The sequence below is a fragment of the Pseudomonas sp. MF08831 genome (assembly GCF_059862645.1).
The window spans coordinates 89266-107871 of record NZ_JCBCUX010000011.1 but is presented as its reverse complement, the minus strand read 5'-3'; the positions used below and the strand labels follow the sequence as shown (position 1 = coordinate 107871).

17 protein-coding genes are annotated in these 18606 nt (G+C 60.1%); 12 read left to right on the top strand and 5 right to left on the bottom strand.

Translation table 11 applies throughout. The features are described 5' to 3' along the window. Positions 1 to 13 precede the first annotated feature (13 nt). The 6 genes from AC19YS_RS21935 to pepN are packed head-to-tail and all read left to right on the top strand — an operon-like array spanning position 14 to position 6514. Positions 14 to 904: an NAD(+) kinase gene (locus AC19YS_RS21935; RefSeq protein ID WP_010210870.1), complete on the top strand. Its 891-nt coding sequence runs from the start codon at positions 14 to 16 to the stop codon at positions 902 to 904. After that, complete coding sequence (locus AC19YS_RS21930; protein WP_164487985.1) at positions 901 to 1875, top strand: metallophosphoesterase; 975 nt, start codon at positions 901 to 903, stop codon at positions 1873 to 1875. Before AC19YS_RS21935 ends, AC19YS_RS21930 begins: the two co-directional genes overlap by 4 nt. Next, a complete protein-coding gene (locus tag AC19YS_RS21925) occupies positions 1872 to 2741 on the top strand; it encodes a rhomboid family intramembrane serine protease (protein WP_124417724.1) in 870 nt (289 codons plus the stop codon). The genes AC19YS_RS21930 and AC19YS_RS21925 overlap by 4 nt, the downstream gene beginning before the upstream one ends. A gap of 14 nt (positions 2742 to 2755) precedes the next feature. Then, positions 2756 to 3016 (top strand): YeaC family protein, encoded by a 261-nt coding sequence (locus AC19YS_RS21920; protein WP_017138108.1) that lies wholly within the window; start codon positions 2756 to 2758, stop codon positions 3014 to 3016. Continuing rightward, on the top strand, positions 3013 to 3843 hold the full coding sequence (locus AC19YS_RS21915; protein ID WP_124417723.1) for a DUF2797 domain-containing protein: 831 nt from the start codon (positions 3013 to 3015) through the stop codon (positions 3841 to 3843). The genes AC19YS_RS21920 and AC19YS_RS21915 overlap by 4 nt, the downstream gene beginning before the upstream one ends. Before the next feature lie 13 nt (positions 3844 to 3856). Then, complete coding sequence (gene pepN / locus AC19YS_RS21910) at positions 3857 to 6514, top strand: aminopeptidase N (RefSeq protein WP_500602650.1); 2658 nt, start codon at positions 3857 to 3859, stop codon at positions 6512 to 6514. Positions 6515 to 6560: 46 nt separating this feature from the next. Here the strand turns inward: pepN and AC19YS_RS21905 are convergent, their stop codons facing one another. Continuing rightward, complete coding sequence (locus AC19YS_RS21905; RefSeq protein ID WP_500602649.1) at positions 6561 to 7607, bottom strand: aldo/keto reductase; 1047 nt, start codon at positions 7605 to 7607, stop codon at positions 6561 to 6563. Between the two features lie 159 nt (positions 7608 to 7766). Here AC19YS_RS21905 and AC19YS_RS21900 point away from each other — a divergent pair, with 159 nt between their 5' ends. Genes AC19YS_RS21900 through zapE form a run of 3 tightly spaced genes read left to right on the top strand, consistent with a single transcriptional unit; the run spans position 7767 to position 9992 of the window. Further along, entirely contained in the window at positions 7767 to 8483 is a 717-nt protein-coding gene (locus AC19YS_RS21900; RefSeq protein ID WP_500602648.1) for a helix-turn-helix transcriptional regulator, read from the top strand. 51 nt (positions 8484 to 8534) lie between these two features. Continuing rightward, a complete protein-coding gene (locus tag AC19YS_RS21895) occupies positions 8535 to 8870 on the top strand; it encodes a nuclear transport factor 2 family protein (protein WP_119735936.1) in 336 nt (111 codons plus the stop codon). 15 nt (positions 8871 to 8885) lie between these two features. Then, a complete protein-coding gene (zapE, locus tag AC19YS_RS21890) occupies positions 8886 to 9992 on the top strand; it encodes a cell division protein ZapE (protein WP_500602647.1) in 1107 nt (368 codons plus the stop codon). 171 nt (positions 9993 to 10163) lie between these two features. Here the strand turns inward: zapE and AC19YS_RS21885 are convergent, their stop codons facing one another. The 4 genes from AC19YS_RS21885 to AC19YS_RS21870 form a co-directional block, all read right to left on the bottom strand. After that, positions 10164 to 10385 carry a hypothetical protein gene (locus tag AC19YS_RS21885; RefSeq protein WP_500602646.1) on the bottom strand — a complete coding sequence of 74 codons (222 nt, stop codon included), beginning with the start codon at positions 10383 to 10385 and terminating at the stop codon, positions 10164 to 10166. 143 nt (positions 10386 to 10528) lie between these two features. Continuing rightward, entirely contained in the window at positions 10529 to 12766 is a 2238-nt protein-coding gene (locus tag AC19YS_RS21880) for a TonB-dependent siderophore receptor (protein ID WP_500602645.1), read from the bottom strand. Positions 12767 to 12893: 127 nt separating this feature from the next. Beyond that, entirely contained in the window at positions 12894 to 14636 is a 1743-nt protein-coding gene (locus AC19YS_RS21875) for a phosphoethanolamine transferase CptA (RefSeq protein WP_500602644.1), read from the bottom strand. A 151-nt stretch (positions 14637 to 14787) separates the two neighbouring features. Next, complete coding sequence (locus AC19YS_RS21870) at positions 14788 to 14964, bottom strand: DUF6026 family protein (RefSeq protein WP_164487944.1); 177 nt, start codon at positions 14962 to 14964, stop codon at positions 14788 to 14790. 269 nt (positions 14965 to 15233) lie between these two features. Between AC19YS_RS21870 and gnd the strand changes: the two genes are divergently transcribed. Genes gnd through AC19YS_RS21855 form a run of 3 tightly spaced genes read left to right on the top strand, consistent with a single transcriptional unit; the run spans position 15234 to position 18558 of the window. After that, on the top strand, positions 15234 to 16217 hold the full coding sequence (gnd, locus tag AC19YS_RS21865) for a phosphogluconate dehydrogenase (NAD(+)-dependent, decarboxylating) (RefSeq protein WP_065906492.1): 984 nt from the start codon (positions 15234 to 15236) through the stop codon (positions 16215 to 16217). After that, positions 16214 to 17737, top strand: a complete 1524-nt coding sequence (gene zwf / locus AC19YS_RS21860) for a glucose-6-phosphate dehydrogenase (RefSeq protein ID WP_106579744.1) — start codon at positions 16214 to 16216, stop codon at positions 17735 to 17737. Before gnd ends, zwf begins: the two co-directional genes overlap by 4 nt. Continuing rightward, positions 17734 to 18558: an HAD family hydrolase gene (locus AC19YS_RS21855; protein ID WP_200623742.1), complete on the top strand. Its 825-nt coding sequence runs from the start codon at positions 17734 to 17736 to the stop codon at positions 18556 to 18558. The genes zwf and AC19YS_RS21855 overlap by 4 nt, the downstream gene beginning before the upstream one ends. Positions 18559 to 18606: the final 48 nt, after the last annotated feature.

The following is an 18606-nucleotide window of genomic DNA, read 5'->3' as shown; positions in this document are numbered from 1 at the left end:
CCGCAGGAGCCCCATGGAGCAATTTCGCAATATCGGCATTATCGGTCGCCTGGGCAGTACCCAGGTGCTGGACACCGTCCGCCGACTGAAAAAGTTTCTGCTCGAGCGCCACCTGCACGTGATCCTCGAAGACACCATCGCCGAAATCTTGCCGGGCCATGGCTTGCAAACCTCGTCGCGCAAAATGCTCGGTGAAGTCTGCGACATGGTGATTGTGGTCGGCGGCGACGGCAGCCTGCTCGGCGCAGCCCGGGCGTTAGCGCGGCATAACGTGCCGGTGCTGGGGATTAACCGCGGCAGCCTGGGCTTCCTGACCGATATCCGTCCCGATGACCTTGAAGTTGAAGTGGCCAAGGTGCTCGACGGCCATTACCTGGTCGAAAACCGCTTCCTGCTGCAGGCCGAAGTGCGCCGCCACGGCGAAGCCATCGGCCAGGGCGACGCGCTCAACGACGTGGTGCTGCACCCCGGCAAGTCGACGCGCATGATCGAGTTCGAGCTGTATATCGACGGCCAGTTCGTGTGCAGCCAGAAGGCCGACGGCCTGATTGTGGCCACGCCGACCGGTTCCACGGCGTACGCGCTGTCGGCCGGCGGGCCGATCATGCACCCCAAGCTGGATGCCATTGTGATCGTGCCGATGTACCCCCATATGTTGTCCAGCCGACCAATTGTGGTCGATGGCAACAGTGAGCTGAAAATCGTGGTGTCCAAAGACATGCAGATCTACCCGCAAGTCTCCTGTGACGGGCAGAACCATTTCACTTGCGCCCCCGGTGACACCATCACCGTGAGCAAAAAGGCGCAGAAGTTGCGGTTGATCCACCCGCTGGACCACAACTACTACGAAGTGTGCCGCACCAAGTTGGGCTGGGGCAGCCGCTTGGGGGGTGGAGGCGACTGATGCTCGATCCCGCGCGTAGCTACGACCTGATTGGTGACGTGCACGGGTGCGCTCATACCCTTGAGCACTTGCTCGACCGGCTGGGCTACCACAAACAGGGCGGCACCTGGCGCCATCCGACGCGAATGGCGGTGTTCCTCGGCGATATCATCGACCGTGGCCCACGCATTCGCGAGGCGCTGCATATTGTCCACGACATGGCCGAGGCCGGCCAAGCGCTGTGCATCATGGGCAATCATGAATTCAACGCGCTGGGCTGGAGCACGCCCGCGCCGCCGGGCAGTGGCAAGCAGTTTGTACGCGAGCACAACCCACGCCACGCGCGGTTGATCCACGAGACCCTGACCCAGTTCGAGCACCACCCGGCCGATTGGCACGACTTTCTCGGCTGGTTCTATGACATGCCGCTGTTTGTCGATGCCGGGCGTTTCCGTGTGGTGCACGCGTGTTGGGACGAGGGCTTTATCCAGCCGCTGCGCGCGACCTTTCCGGATGGCTGCATCGACCAGCACTTTTTGCAGGCCGCCGCCGTGCCGGGCAGTTTTGCCTGCAACGCCTTCGACCGCCTGCTGCGCGGCACCGACATGCGCCTGCCGGACGGCCTGACGCTGACCGGTGGCGATGGGCTGACGCGCTCGTTCTTTCGCACCAAATTCTGGGAAGACGACCCTAAAACCTACGGCGACATCGTGTTCCAGCCCGATGCGCTGCCGGAACCGGTAGCACGTACGCCGCTGTCGTCGACTGAAAAAAATTCCCTGCTGCGCTATGGCATCGACGAGCCGTTGCTGTTCGTCGGCCACTACTGGCGCAGCGGCAAACCCGCGCCGATCCGCCCGAACCTGGCTTGCCTGGATTACAGCGCCGTGCTGTACGGCAAGCTGGTGGCGTATCGGCTGGACCAGGAAACCCAGCTGGATCCGCGTAAATTTGTATGGGTCGACGTTGAGCGCCCTGAGGTTATTTCATGAGCACCGTAGCTGTTTTGCGCTTGCCGCTGAGTGTCGATCTGGCGGGTTTCGTCAAGTTGCTGCAACGCATGCAAGTTCCCCATCGTGTCAGCGAAGAGGCCGGCGAGCAGGTGTTGTGGGTGCCCGAAACCATCAGCGAAGACGTGCGCGTGTTGTACCAACGCTTTCCCGCCGGTGACCCGGACCAGCAACTGGACATCCCCGAGCGGGCGCCCGTTACGCGCCCCAGTTTTGTTCAGCAGGTGCGCCACAGCCCGGTGACAGCGCTGGTGCTGCTGGCGAGTATCATTGTCGGTGCGGTGACGTTGCTGGGTGAAAACCTGCAAACCATGAGCTGGCTGACGTTTCTGCCGTTCCATGTGACGGGCGAGTACCTTCAATTCACGCCCTTTGCCGAGACCATGGCGTCGGGGCAATGGTGGCGGTTGGTCACGCCGATGCTGATCCACTTCGGCATCCTGCATTTGGCCATGAACGGCATGTGGTACTGGGAACTCGGCCGTCGCATTGAGGTGCGCCAGGGCAGTATCAACCTGCTGGGCCTGACCCTGTTGTTCAGCCTGGTGTCCAATTACGCGCAATACGCCTATGGCGGCCCGAGCCTGTTTGGCGGCCTGTCCGGCGTGTTGTATGGCCTGCTGGGGCATTGCTGGATTTTCCAGTTGCTGTCGCCCAACCCGGCTTATCGCCTGCCTCGCGGGGTGCTGGCGATGATGCTGATATGGCTGGTGCTCTGCATGTCGGGGCTGATCTCGATGATCGGTTTCGGCGAAATCGCCAACGCGGCTCATCTGAGCGGCTTGGTCATCGGTTGCCTGACGGGTTTGCTGGGTGGGTTGTACAACCGCCGCAAAGCCTCCATTTGATAAGGAAGAGCCTAATGTCCTCTTTTGCTGAAATGATCGAAAACATCACCCCGGACATCTATGAGAGCCTCAAGCTCGCCGTGGAAATCGGCAAGTGGTCCGACGGCCGCAAGCTCACCGCCGAGCAGCGCGAGCTGTCGCTGCAAGCGGTGATCGCCTGGGAAATCCAGAACCTGCCCGAAGAGCAGCGCACCGGCTACATGGGCCCGCAGGAATGCGCGTCGAAATCGGCACCGGTGCCGAACATTCTGTTCAAGTCGGATGCGATCCATTGATTGAAATTGGTCGCGGTGCAGTCAGCAAAATGTCGGCGCAACTCGGTGAGCCGACCGTTCAATACGCGTTTCGCCTTGGCGATACCGAGGTGCCGGTCAACCCGTTGATCGGCACGCACGTGCGCCTGGAATACCTCGGCGCCATCCATTGCAGCCATTGCGGGCGCAAGACCAAAACCAGTTTCAGCCAGGGTTACTGCTACCCATGCATGACCAAACTGGCCCAGTGTGACCTGTGCATCATGAGCCCCGAGCGTTGCCACTACGACGCCGGCACTTGCCGTGATCCGGGCTGGGGCGAGCAATTCTGCATGACCGACCACGTGGTCTACCTGGCCAATTCGTCTGGCATCAAGGTCGGCATCACCCGCGCCACCCAGCTGCCGACACGTTGGCTGGACCAGGGCGCCAGCCAGGCGCTGCCGATCATGCGCGTGGCGACCCGCCAGCAATCCGGCTTCGTCGAAGACCTGTTTCGCAGTCAGGTGGCCGACAAGACCAACTGGCGCGCGCTGCTCAAGGGCGATGCGGTGGCGGTGAACCTGACCGAAGTGCGCGATGCGCTGTTTGCCTCGTGCGCCGAAGGCCTGCAGAGTTTGCAGGAACGCTTTGGCCTGCAGGCCATCCAAACGATTGCCGACATTGAACCGATCGAAATCCGCTACCCGGTCGAGCAGTATCCGACCAAGATCGTCAGCTTCAACCTGGACAAGAACCCGATTGCCGAAGGCACGCTGCTGGGGATCAAGGGCCAGTACCTGATCTTCGACACCGGCGTTATCAACATTCGTAAGTACACGGCCTACCAGCTCGCCGTGCATCAGTAGAAGGATGCCACCCATGCGCACCGAACAACCGAAGATGATTTACCTGAAGGACTATCAGGCGCCGGACTACCTGATCGAAGAGACGCACCTGACCTTCGAGTTGTTCGAGGACCACAGCCTGGTCCACGCGCAGCTGGTGATGCGCCGCAACCCCGAGCGTGGTGCGGGCCTGCCGCCGCTGGTGCTCGATGGCCAGCAGCTTGAACTGCTGACCGTCAACCTGGGCGACCGTGAGCTGAGCGAAGCCGACTACCAGTTGACCGACAGCCACCTGACCCTGCACCCGACCAGCGAGACCTTCACGGTCGACACCAGCGTGCGCATCCACCCGGAAACCAACACCGCGCTGGAAGGCCTGTACAAATCCAGCGGCATGTTCTGCACCCAGTGCGAGGCCGAAGGTTTTCGCAAGATCACCTATTACCTCGACCGCCCGGACGTGATGAGCACCTTCACCACCACGGTGATCGCCGAGCAACACAGCTACCCGGTGCTGCTGTCCAACGGCAACCCGATTGCCAGCGGCCCGGGTGAAGACGGGCGCCACTGGGCGACCTGGGAAGACCCGTTCAAGAAACCGGCCTACCTGTTCGCGCTGGTGGCCGGCGATTTGTGGTGCGTCGAAGACACCTTCACCACCATGACCAGCCGTGAAGTGGCGCTGCGCATCTACGTCGAGCCGGAAAACATCGACAAATGCCAGCACGCCATGAACAGCCTGAAAAAATCCATGCGCTGGGACGAAGAGACCTACGGCCGCGAGTACGACCTCGACATCTTCATGATCGTGGCGGTCAACGACTTCAACATGGCCGCCATGGAGAACAAGGGCCTCAATATCTTCAACTCCAGCGCCGTGCTGGCGCGCGCAGAAACCGCCACTGACGCCGCGCACCAGCGCGTCGAGGCGATCGTCGCGCACGAATACTTCCACAACTGGTCGGGCAACCGCGTGACCTGCCGCGACTGGTTCCAGCTGTCGCTGAAGGAAGGCTTCACGGTGTTCCGTGATTCCGGCTTCTCCGCCGACATGAACTCGGCCACGGTCAAGCGCATCCAGGACGTGGCGTACCTGCGTACTCACCAGTTCGCTGAAGACGCAGGCCCGATGGCGCACGCCGTGCGCCCGGACAGCTTCATCGAAATCTCCAACTTCTACACCTTGACCGTGTACGAAAAGGGCTCGGAAGTGGTCGGCATGATCCACACCTTGCTCGGCGCTGAAGGCTTTCGTAAGGGCAGTGATCTCTATTTCGAGCGCCATGACGGCCAGGCCGTGACGTGCGACGACTTCATCAAGGCCATGGAAGACGCCAACGGCGCGGACCTGAGCCAGTTCAAACGCTGGTACAGCCAGGCCGGTACACCGCGTCTGGCGGTGAGCGAGTCCTACGACGCCGCTGCCAAGACCTACAGCCTGACCTTCCGTCAAAGCTGCCCGCAAACCCCGGACAAAGTTGAAAAGCTGCCGTTCGTTATTCCGGTGGCGCTGGGCCTGCTGGACGCCAACGGCGCCGCGATTGCCTTGCGCCTGGCCGGTGAGGCCAGCGCTGGCGCCACGTCCCGAGTGATTTCGGTGACCGAAGCCGAGCAGACCTTCACGTTCGTCGATATCGCCGAACAGCCGCTGCCGTCGTTGCTGCGCGGCTTCTCGGCGCCGGTGAAACTGAGCTTCCCGTACAACCGCGACCAGCTGATGTTCCTGATGCAACACGACAGCGACGGGTTCAATCGCTGGGATGCCGGCCAGCAACTGTCGGTGCAAGTGCTGCAGGAGCTGATCGGTCAGCATCAAGCGGGTCAGCCGCTGAAGCTGGATCAACGCCTGATCGACGCGCTGCGCACGGTGTTGAGCGATGAAAGCCTAGACCAGGCGATGGTCGCCGAGATGCTCTCGCTGCCAAGCGAGGCCTACCTGACTGAAATCAGTGAAGTGGCGGACGTCGAGGCCATCCACGCCGCCCGTGAGTATGCGCGCAAGCAACTGGCCGACAACCTCTACGAATCGCTGTGGCTGCGCTACCAGGCGAACCGCGAGCTGTCCAAGCAGACACCTTACGTGGCGGCGGCCGAGCACTTTGCCCGTCGCGCCCTGCAGAACATTGCGCTGTCGTACCTGATGCTCAGCGGCAAGCAGGAAGTGTTGGCGGCAACGCTGGACCAGTTCGACACCAGCGACAACATGACGGAGCGCCTGACGGCGCTGGCCGTGTTGGTCAACTCGCCGTTCGAGGCGGAAAAGGCGCAGGCGTTGGCGGTGTTTGCCGAGAACTTCAAGGACAACCCGCTGGTCATGGACCAGTGGTTCAGCGTGCAGGCCGGCAGCACCTTGCCGGGCGGCTTGGCGCGCGTCAGGGCGTTGATGGAGCACTCGGCGTTCACCCTCAAGAACCCGAACAAGGTGCGGGCGCTGGTCGGCGCGTTTGCCGGGCAGAACCTGATCAACTTCCACGCCGCCGATGGCTCGGGCTATCGTTTCCTGGCCGATCTGGTGATCCAGTTGAACGGGTTCAACCCGCAGATCGCTTCGCGCCAATTGGCGCCGTTGACCCGCTGGCGCAAATACGATGGCGCGCGCCAGGCGCTGATGAAGGCGGAGCTGGAGCGCATTCGTGCCTCCGGTGAACTGTCCAGCGATGTATTCGAGGTGGTCAGCAAGAGCCTTGCGTAAAGTCTGCGATTAAAAAAACGGCCTGCTCAGGCCGTTTTTTTTTGCCTTAGATAACCGGTGGGCGAGGGGCGTCCAAGCCGGTGTCGATTGGGAAGCGCTCGGCAATGATGGTGTGCGGAACGCCCAGCGGCAGGGCACTGGCGCCATCCAGGCGGGTCACGTGTTCGGCCGACAATTGCACGTTCAGCGCACCCAGGGTTGCATCGAGTTGCGCGCGGGTGCGTGAGCCGAGGATCGGGATCAGCGCGGTGGTCGAGCGCCGGGCTTTTTCGCGCAGCCAGGCAATGGCGACGTGGGTTGGGCTGACGTCGAGTTCACCGGCGACTGCCAGCAGGGTGTCGAGTACTGCGGTTTCGCGGGCGCTGTTTTCCGAGTGGATCAGCATGCCCAGTTTGTTGGCGCGGTTGTCGTCCTGCGTTTCACGGTATTTGCCGGTGAGGAAACCACCGCCCAACGGCGACCACAGCGTGGCGCCCAGGCCCAACGCTTCGGCCATCGGCAGCAACTCGCGGTCGGCGCTGCGCTCGGCCAGGCTGTATTCCACCTGGACGCCGATGATCGGCGCGAAGCTGCGCACTTCGGCCAACAGATCCGCGCGGGCAATGCGCCAGGCGGGAAAGTTGGACAGGCCGGCGTAGTGGATTTTGCCGGCGCGCACCAAATCATCGAAGCCGCGCAGGATCTCTTCCATCGGCGTGACGTTGTCGCTCATGTGCGCCCAGAGCAGGTCGATGCGGTCGGTGTTCAAGCGCTTGAGACTCTCTTCGACGGCACGCACCATGTTTTTGCGGTTGTTACCGAGCTTGAGCGTGCCTTCATCGGATGGCTGGGTGCGCAGGCTGTATTTGGTGGCGACCACCAGGTTGTCGCGCTCGGCGGCGATAAATTCCCCCAGCAGCTTTTCCGCCTGGCCGAACTGGTAACCGTTGGCGGTATCCAGGAAGTTGCCTCCTGCTTCGAGATAGCCATCGAAGATCTGCCTGGCTTCGTCGCGCTCGGCGCCATGGCCCCAGCCTGTGCCGAAATTACCGGTGCCCAGGGCCAGTTCCGATACCTGCAGGCCGCTGAGGCGACCAAAGACTTTATTGCGCATACAAAGACTCCTGTGGGGTATTTTTTTACATGTCTTGAAACATGTATTTAATATGATCCACGTAATTTATTCGGTCAAGAGGCTTTTTTACTGCTGACGTTTTCTGACAGGGGGCTCTGTTAAGCTGCGGCACTTTTTTCCTTTCTCGGCGGGTTTGACGTGTCGCGTACCACACGGTTGCTGACGTTGTTGCAGGCCCTGCGGGGCAAGAAACGCCCGGTGACTGCCGCCGTATTGGCGGCGCAACTGGAGGTGTCCGAGCGCACGCTGTATCGCGATATCGCTGAATTGACAGCGCTGGGCGCACCGATTTTTGGCGAAGCCGGGGTAGGGTACGTGCTGCGTAGCGGGCTGTTCCTGCCGCCATTAATGCTGAACGCCGAGGAAGCCGAAGCGATCGTGCTGGGCCTGCGTTATGTCGATCAACGTGGCGACGATGTGCTGAGCCGCGCTGCGGCCAATGCGTTGGCGAAAATCGCCGATGTGCTCGATCCCGCCGCCCAGGAAGCGTTGCGCAACCCCACGCTGTTACCCGGCCCTCCGGGGTTCGGTTACCCGGAAAATCGCGTGCCGCTGAATGTGTTTCGCGAAGCGATCCGCAATCAGGCCAAGCTGCACATCGATTACGCCGACGCCAGCCAAACCCAGAGCCAGCGCCTGATTTGGCCGCTGGCCCTGGGGTTTCTCAATGAAATGCGCGTGATTGTGGCGTGGTGCGAGTTGCGCGGCGCTTATCGCACCTTTCGCACTGACCGAGTGGCCACAGCCGACGCTCAGGGTGATCGATACCCTGGCCGGCGCAGCGACCTGTTGCGAGCCTGGCGCAAGCTGATGGAGCAGAACGAGTCCGGGCCGTTTACTCCTGACAAAAACTGACACAACCCTGGCTTAGCATGGCGTCATACATCATTAAAAAGGAGCTGCGCCATGTCCCTTCCTGAATTGGCCCCCGCGATTGTGGCCTACATCGCCGCGACCAATACTCGCAACACTTCAACCATTGACCAGTGTTTTGCCGCCGATGCCAATGTGTTTGATGAGGGTGAGCATCAAGTCGGCACCGCCGCGATTGTGCGCTGGATGGAAGACACCGGGCGTCGCTATCAGCCCCGGGTTGAAGTGCTGAACGTGCAGCATCGCACCGGCAAAGTGTTGGTCAGCAATGTGGTCTCCGGTAATTTCCCCGGCAGCCCGCTGGCGCTGCGCTACACCTTTCGACTGAACGAGCAGGGCAAGATTTCGCGGCTGGATATCTCTGTGTAAGTCATACTGGCGTGCATGACGTTCGACTCGCCACTCGCCGCTTATCAACACGCCACCACCCAGCAAGGTTTCGTGCCAGACGAGGCCCAGCGCCGTGCTGTTGAAGCCCTGCAACTCTGCCACGAAGCCCTGCACCAGGGCCGTTCGCCCGTGACCGGTGTTTACCTGTGGGGGCCGGTGGGACGGGGCAAGACCTGGTTGATGGACCAGTTTTATCAAAGCCTGCGGGTGCCAGCACGCCGTCAGCATTTTCATCATTTCATGGGGTGGGTGCATCAGCGTCTGTTTCAACTCACGGGTATCCAGGACCCGCTGCAGGCATTGGCCCGCGAGCTGAGCCAGGAAGTACGTGTGCTGTGTTTTGACGAATTGTTCGTCAATGACATTGGCGATGCGATCATTCTCGGCCGTTTGTTCCAGGTCATGTTTGATCAGGGCGTGGTGATGGTCAACACGTCCAATCAACCGCCAGATCAGCTCTACGCCGACGGCTTCAACCGCGAGCGCTTTGTGCCAGGCATCCAGGCGATCAAACAGCATATGCAGGTGGTGGCGGTAGACGGTAGCGAAGATCATCGTTTGCATCCCGGCGTGGGGCTGCAGCGCTACTGGGTGAGCCAGCCAGATGCGCTCGCTACGTTGTTCAAGCAATTGAGCGCAGGGCAGGCGGTGCGCAGTGGGCCAGTCAGTGTCGGCTTGCGCTCGATTGTGGCGGTGCAATGGTGCGACACGGTGCTCTGGTGTCGTTACGCGCAGCTGTGCGAGCAACCGTTGGCCGCCATGGACTTCATGCTGCTGTGCGATCGCTTCACGGCCATCCTGTTGGGAGACGTCCCCTGCTTGAGCGCGCAACAACGCCCGGCAAGGATTGCCCGCGGCACCGAAGACGCGGCCCAACGCGTGGTGGCCGGTGACCGCGAGCTGCCGCAGCTGTCGGTGCACGATGACAGCGTGAGACGTTTTATCGCGCTGGTGGACGAGTGCTATGACCGCAAGGTGCCCTTATACATCCAGGCCCAGGTGCCGCTTGAAAGCCTCTACACCGAAGGCTATCTGGAGTTTCCGTTCCGCCGCACGCTCAGCCGCTTGCAGGAGATGCAACTGCAGCGCTTCGGCACCTAGGAGTTTTTTGCGCAGGGCGCGTGTTGTTCCGGCATAGGGGCGCATCTCGTCCAGGAACAAAGCGCTTTGATAAATAAAGTGCAAAAAAAAGGCGCCATCGAGTGGCGCCAAGTTAACCTTTGCCAACGGAGCGGGATGGCACAGGGTAATGCGGATTAACTAAGTATTAAATCAGCTGTTGGGTTGCGGCTCTTCACTGGATTGTTCAGCCGTGTGGGTCTTTACATTCTTGCCATCGGCAATCGCTGTTTGGTCAGTGGTGCCATGAGTCTTCTGTTGCATGAAGGTGAAGTTGTTATAGAACTCCTTCGAGCGCTCTGAACCGCCTTCTGCAAAGGCGGTTACGGAAGTCAGGGTCATCAGGCTGGCAAGCATCAAGGTCGAAAGTTTCATGTGAGGTGTCCCCATTAAGTGTGATCGGTATCCGCCTCGTCCGTGATCAGATTCATGGGGCGATTGTGGGGCGATCTTATTAAGTGGGAATTAACGAATTGGCGCCCAAAAGTTAACGATTTTGTTAACTTCGGGGCCGCGATTTAAAGCCTCCAGTCCAGCGCAAGTGTGAGGGAACGCGGGTCGCCCCAGTACACGCCATTATAAAAGCCGACACGCTCGTAATACTTTTTATCAAATAGATTGTTAATGTTAAGCGACGCTGAAACATGTTCGTCGAATTGGTAGCGCGACATCAGGTTGACCACCGTGTAGGCCTGTTGGGTGATTCTGGTGGTCTGGGTGTTCAGGTCACCTTCCGCGTTGCGGCCGCCTGTCGGTCGGTTAGCGAAAGCGTAAAAATCGCTCTGCCAATTAACCGCACCGCCCACCGTTAACCCGCGCCACTCACCCGGCAGGCGATAGGCCGTCGAGATTTTCAGCAGGTTGAGCGGCAGGTTGGTGTTGTTGCGCTGCTTGTCACCGTTCGCCGAGTGGGTATAGGTATAGCCCGCCGACAGATTCCAGTCCGGCATGACCTCACCCGAGACCTCGACTTCAAAGCCCTGCACCTTGTTGCCTTGGCCGCTGGCGGTGTAGAACTGCTCGCGACTGACCGGGTCCGGCGCGGCGTTGTTGTCCAGTTCGGCCACGTTATCCTGAGTGCTCCAGAAATACGCCGTCGCCAGATTCAGGCGTTCGTTCAACAGGCTGCCCTTGAGGCCTATTTCGTAGTTGCTGCCCACCACCGGTTCCAAGTACTTCTTGCTGGAATCACGCGCGGTTTGCGGGTTGAAAATATCGGTGTAGCTGGCGTACACGGTGTATTCGGGTGTGAGGTCGTAAAGCAGGCCAGTGTAAGGCGTCCACATGTCGTTGTGGGTCTGGCGGGTTTTAGGGGATTGGGTCAGTTGGTTATCGGTGTTGTATTCAGGTGAGACGCTTTCGATTTCCCAACTGCCATAGCGGCTGCCCAATACAGCATGCAGCCGGTCGGTCAGGCTCAGGCGTGTGGCGAGGTAACCCGCCTTCTGTTTTCGGCTGCTGTGTTCGCCTTTGAGGCCAGTGTTGCGGTCCGGGAACTTGGCGATGCCACTCATGTGTCGCCAATCTTCGATGTCCGTGTAGCCCTCGGGAATATTGATGCGCTGAAAGGGCGCCGTATCGCGCTGTTCGGATTCGCCATACCCGACCATCAATTCATGCTCGCGCCCCAGCAGCGAATAAGAGCCGGCGATATTCAAATCCACCACGTCCATTTTCGATGTGCCGACCATCTGGTTGGTCCAGGCCGTCATGCCGCTGCCATCCGGATTGGGAAAGCCGGCGCCGCCGTAATACACCTTGCCGTCCGTGTCGCTTTGGCGATGGGTGTAGGCAGCTTTCAGGCGCCAGTCTGCGGACAGTCTGTGATCGATGGAGGCAAAGGTGGTTGTGTCTTTGAGTGGCCAGGAGCTCCAGTCGGTGGCCAGGTTGGCGGAGCGGGACAGCCGAGCCTTGCTGCCATCGCTGTTCCAATAGGGCAGGGTGCCCCAGGAGCTGCCCTGCACATGCTTGTTCTGGTAGTCCACGCCCACGGCAACAACGGTGTTGTCCGTCAGATCAGCTTCGAGGATGCCGTAGCCCACTTCCCGCTGCATCGCATAGCTGTCGCGAAAGGATTGGCTGTCACGGTACGCCAGCACTGTGCGGCCACGCAGGCGTCCGTCAAACGCCAGTGGGCCGCCTACATCGATGTAGCTGTAGTAATTGTCATGGCTGGCACCGCTGACGCCGGTCTTGGCTTGCCACTCTGTGGTGGGGCGCTTGCGGATCATGTTGACGGTGGCAGAAGGGTCGCCCGCCCCGGTCGTCAGGCCGGTGGCGCCGCGCACAACCTCGATGCGGTCGTAGATGATGGTGTCGGCGTCGGACTTCATGCGGCCAAAGGTATTGAGCATGCCGTCGATCTGGAAGTTACTGATCGAGTAGCCGCGGGAAGAGTAACTCGCCCGGTCCGAATCCAGGTGCTGCACCGTAACGCCGGTGGTCTGGCGTAAGGCATCGGTGAGGGTATTGAGATTGAAGTCATCCATCTGCTGGCGGCTCATCACCGAAATGGATTGCGGGGTTTCCTTGATGGACAGGTTCAGCTTGGTGGCGGTGCTCATCGATCCGGTCGTGTAAGCCCCGGTGTCCTCGGTGGTGGTGCCCAGGCCTTCGGCGGTAATGCTGGTCGCACCCAGTTCATAGGCTCTGATCGGCGGGTGTTCGGGGTCTGTTTCAGCCATCAGGTCCGGGCTGGCAACGGCGCCGAACAGGCCAAAGGTGAGGGTCATGGAACGGGTAAAAGGTGCGAACATCGCAGCGGACTCCTTGTCGTCTTTGATGCCACCCCGGAAGGGAAGGCATGGCTCAAAGACGAAAGGAGCGGGGGAACTTTAGGCTTAAACGAGAATGATTGTTATCTTTGTGTTGCAGCGCCGGTGATTATTTGACCACCACTTCGGAGGCATCGACCTTTTTCGGCTTGATCAAGCTGAAATCAATAAGGCCTTTTTTCTGGCCTATATACGGGTCGCCAATCATCCGCGGGCGCGCCTTGAAGCTGTCATTGACCAGGCTTTTGCTGCGGTCCCATTCATCAAAGCTCAGCCCGGCCATGTCCGCCCAGGTGTGAATCAGTTGCGAGCTGCTGTAAGGGCGTTGCAGGTCACTGGCGAAACTCCAGTCGTGGGTTTCGCGCCACTTGGGCGAGGCGTACGCCATGAACGGAATGGTGTACATCGGTGCCGTCGGCTTGCCTTCGTTGCGCCCCAGCGTGCCATGGCCGGCGGAGTCGAAGACATCTTCGCCGTGGTCCGACAGGTACAGCAGGAACCCGTTGGGGTCGGTATTGGCGTAGTCCTTGATCAGGCTTGATACCACGAAGTCGTTGTAAAGCACCGCGTTGTCGTAGCTGTTGTAGGTCGGCAGCTGCTGGTCGCTGATGCCTGGCGGTACGCCCTGACGATCGGTGAATTTGTCAAAGGTCGGCGGATAACGGTACTGGTAGCTCATGTGGGTGCCCAGCAAGTGCACCACGATGAACTTGCGCTCGGTGGGGTCGGCCAGGGCCTTGGCGAACGGCGCCAGCACGTCGCCGTCGTACTGACGGGCGTTCTGGTTGCGGTTGTTATTGAGGTACACCTGTTCGTCGGCCTGTTCGGAAAAGGTCGTGAGCATGGTGTTGCGCTTGGTCATCGTCTGCTGGTTGGTGATCCAGTAGGTTTTGTAGCCAGCCTGTTTCATCACGCTGACAATCGACGGTGTCTTGAGGTACAGGTCAGGGTTTTCTTCGTCGGCGAAGGTCAGCACCTGCTGCAGCGCTTCAATCGTGTAGGGGCGCGGGGTGATGACATTATCGAACACCGCCAGTTGGTCGCGCAGCTTGTCCAGTTCCGGTGTGGTATTGCGCGGGTAGCCGTAGAGGCTCATGCGCTGGCGGTTGGTGGACTCACCGATTACCAGTACCAGGGTCGACGGCTGGCCGGCCATGCTGTCCTTGAGGTTCTTCAGGGGCGGGATCTGACTGGCGCTCGTGAGCATGCCTTGCATGCTGTTCAACTGTTCGGTGTAGCGGCGATAGGCGACGATCATCTGCCAAGGCACGGCAGGCTCTACCCGCGACTCGAAGCCATCGATGGCCAGTTCCATGGTGGGGTTGGTTGCAATCTGTTTCACCAACGGATAACCGACCACCGCCAGGACAATCGCCGTGGCCGCCAGGATCGACTGACCACGCGGCAGGTAAACCGGACGCAGGCGAGTCCACAGGAAAATCGCCAGGGCGGTGTGGGCAATGAACGCCAGCACGATCCACCAGGCAAAGTATTGAGTGGCGTATTCGCCAGCTTCAGAGATGTTCGACTCGAACATGATGAAGATGACGCTTTGGGAAAATTCCTGCTGGTAAATGAAGAAATAACCCAGGCTGGCCATGGAGCAGGCCCACAGCACAACGCCGATCAAGGCGGCGAGCAGGCGCGTACGGCGCGGGAACAGCAGCATCGGCGCGAGCCAGAACGCACTCAGGAAAAAGGCTTGGCGAAATCCGCTGAAGCCGGAAGTGCCGGTCAGCTGGATCAGCAGTTGGGTAATGCCCGAGAAATACCAGAAAAACAGAAACAACCAGCCGAGGCCGGCCCAATCAAAGCCTTTCGCAGACTTCGTGCTGCGTTTGAACATCGCCATCCAGCGCTCCAACCCGATAATTGCCAGTTGCCGCGCAGGAATACGCGCAGCAGAGGGCTACCGCATGTGGGTGGCCCTATTCGGCGGGAGTATCGGGAGGAGGATGTGAAAACTTCGTGAGTTATTCCTGAACGGTTCGTTCAGCCCACGTTCAGCAAAGTGCGGGCTGGGGCCCGGACGTTTGGTTGATTTGCGCTTGAAGGTGTGAGCGCAGGCGCAGGACTTCCTGCTGCAGCTGATCGCGCTCGTCTTTCAACTGGCGCAGTTCGTCGCGACGGACGGTGACATAGAGGGTCTGTGGCGGGCGGATCGTCTGTGCTGTGCTCATTGCTTACCTCGCAAATAGCCGGTAGATCGCGGTGCCGGAACGCTTAATCGAGGTCCTCGGCAACAGTCGCAGCGATTCTGAATTCTTTTTTGAATCAATGGAACTTTTTTATTTTTGATGGTCGTTGTGACTTTTGCGGCCGTGATGCTGAAACGATGGCCATTTTTTTGTCATGAAACTACAAGGATCCGCTCTGGACTAACCCTCATTAGCCTCATTGCGCTATAAACTATGTCACACATTTATTTGGCAGTTAGGAGCATCAGCACATGCAACTGGGGATTATCGGACTAGGCCGCATGGGCGGTAACATTGCGCGGCGCCTGATGCTCAATGGGCATACCACCGTTGTATACGACCGTAACGAAGCCTTCGTCAAAGGCTTGAGTGAGGAGGGCGCCACAGGCGTTGCCGACTTGAAGGCCTTGGTCGCAGGGCTGCAAAAGCCTCGCGCCATCTGGGTCATGCTGCCTGCAGGCGACCCGACCGAAAACACCATCAATGAACTCAGTGAGCTGCTTGAAGACGGTGATGTGATCATCGACGGCGGCAACACCAACTATAAAGACGACGTACGTCGTGCTAAAGCCCTGTCGGAAAAAGGCCTGCACTACGTCGACGTCGGCACCTCCGGCGGCGTCTGGGGCCTGGAGCGTGGCTACTGCATGATGATCGGTGGCGACGCCGAGACCGTGCAGCGCCTCGACCCGATCTTCGCCAGCCTGGCCCCGGGCCTGGGTAATATCCCTCGCACCAAGGACCGTTCCGCCTCGGCTGACAGCCGCGCCGAGCATGGTTATATCCATGCGGGGCCAGCGGGCTCCGGGCACTTTGTGAAGATGATTCACAACGGCATCGAGTACGGGATGATGCAGGCCTTTGCCGAAGGCTTCGACATCCTCAAGACTAAAAACTCGGAAAACCTGCCGGAAGATCAGCGCTTTGATCTCAACGTTGCTGACATCGCCGAAGTCTGGCGCCGTGGCAGCGTGGTCTCGTCCTGGTTGCTGGACCTGACCGCCGACGCGCTGGCCACCGATCCCAAGCTTGACGGCTACTCAGGTTCCGTGGCCGACAGTGGCGAAGGCCGTTGGACCATCGAAGCGGCCATGGAGCAAGCGGTGCCGGTACCGGTGCTTTCCACCTCGTTGTTCGCTCGCTTCCGTTCCCGTCAGCAGAGCACCTACGGTGACAAAATGCTGTCTGCCATGCGCTTCGGCTTTGGCGGCCATGTGGAGACTTCCAAAAAATGACCGCTAACGGCAAGAAACCCAAGGCCGAACCCGCTCCGCCCACCACGCTGTTTCTGTTTGGCGCCCATGGCGACCTGGTCAAGCGCCTGCTCATGCCGGCGCTGTACAACCTGAGTCGTGACGGGCTGCTGGGCGAAGGCCTGCGCATTGTGGGCGTTGATCACAACGCCATCAGCGATGCCGACTTCGCCAAGAAACTCGAGGACTTCATCCGCACCGAGGCCGCAAGCAAGGTCAAGGGCAATGGCGAAAACGCCCTCGACCCAGAGTTGTGGGCTCAGTTGGCCAAGGGCATCAGCTACGTCGAGGGCGATTTCCTCGACGACAGCACCTACGCCGACATCGGCAAGAAGATCGCCGACAGCGGCACCGGTAATGCGGTGTTCTACCTGGCGACTGCGCCGCGCTTCTTCAGTGAAGTGGTGCAGCGCCTGGGCAGCGCCGGCTTGCTCAACGAAACCGACGATGGCTTCCGTCGTGTGGTGATCGAGAAACCGTTTGGTTCCGACCTCGCCACCGCCGAAGCGCTGAACGCATGCCTGCTTAAGGTGATGAGCGAGAAGCAGATATACCGCATCGACCATTACCTGGGTAAGGAAACGGTGCAGAACATTCTGATCAGCCGTTTCTCCAACGTGCTCTTTGAAGCGTTCTGGAACAATCATTACATCGACCACGTGCAAATCACCGCGGCCGAGACCGTCGGCGTGGAAACCCGCGGAAACTTCTTTGAAAAAACCGGCACCCTGCGCGACATGGTGCCCAATCACCTGTTCCAGTTGCTCGCAATGGTAGCCATGGAGCCGCCGGCAGCGTTTGGTGCCGATGCGGTGCGTGGTGAAAAGGCCAAGGTCGTCGGCGCTATCCGGCCGTGGTCGTTGGAAGATGCGCGGGCCAACTCGGTACGCGGCCAGTACACCGCTGGCGAGATCGCCGGCAAGGCGCTTCCTGGCTACCGCGAAGAAGCCAACGTCGCGCCCGACAGCAGCACCGAGACGTTCGTCGCCCTCAAGGTGATGATCGACAACTGGCGCTGGGTCGGCGTGCCGTTCTACTTGCGCACCGGCAAGCGCATGAGCATTCGCGACACCGAAATCGTGATCTGCTTCAAGCACGCGCCGTACGCGCAGTTCCGCGATACCGAAGTGGATGAGCTCAAGCCCACCTACCTTAAAATCCAGATCCAGCCCAATGAAGGCATGTGGTTCGACCTGCTGGCCAAAAAGCCTGGGCCCACCCTGGAGATGGCCAATATCGAATTGGGTTTTGACTACAAGGACTTTTTCGAGATGCAACCGTCGACGGGTTACGAAACCCTGATCTACGACTGCATGACCGGTGACCAGACCCTGTTCCAGCGCGCTGACAACATCGAAAACGGCTGGCGTGCGGTGCAGCCGTTCCTTGACGCCTGGAAAGAGGACGGTGGCATCCAGGCCTATAAGGCCGGTGAAGATGGCCCGGCAGCGGCCGATGCCTTGCTGGCCCGCGATGGCCGTACCTGGCATAGCCTGGGATGAATGATGCCGCGATCCATCCCATCCGATTTGTCCTGAGCGATATGGACGGGACGCTGCTGCGTCCCGACCACACGCCCAGTCAGCGCACCATTGATACGGTGCGCGCCATGCGCGACGCCGGCGTGTTCTTCAGCCTGGCCAGCGGGCGGCCGCCCAAGGCCATGATGCAGATGATCGAAACGTTCGGCATCGACGTGCCGGTGGCAGGCTTTAACGGCGGCACGTTGATCAATCCCGATGGCAGCGTGCTGCTGGCCCATCACCTGCCGGCGGAGGCGGCGCTGGTCACATTGGCGCTGTTCTCCGGGCAGCCGGGCGTGGAAGTCTGGCTGTTTGCCGACGGCGAATGGCTGCGGCGTGACCCGCCTGGGCCCATGGTGGCGGTTGAAGCTGCTGGCCTGGGGTATGGGCCACTGGTCGTGGAGAGTTTTGAGCCGTACCTGGATCGGGTCGACAAAATTGTCGCGGCCAGTCGCAACGCTGAGTTGCTGATCGAGCTTGAAGCGCAGTTGCAGCCCAAGGTTCAGGGGCTGGCCCATGTGTCGCGTTCGCAACCGATTTACCTGGACGTGACGGCGATGCAGGCCAACAAGGGTGATGCCTTGAAAGCCCTGGCTGCGCACCTGGGTGTACCGCTGGAGCAGACGGCCGCCATTGGCGACGGCGGCAACGACCCGGCGATGTTTCACGTGGCCGGTTTGTCGATTGCGATGGGCCAGGCAGAAGAGGCCGTCAAACGTCAGGCCAGCGTCGTCACCGGCAGCAATGTCGAGGATGGTGCTGCACAAGCGTTAGAACGGTTTATTCTGGCGGCGCAATAAGCGCCGTCACGCGCAATGCGTATGCACTGAACTTCCGATCATTGTTTT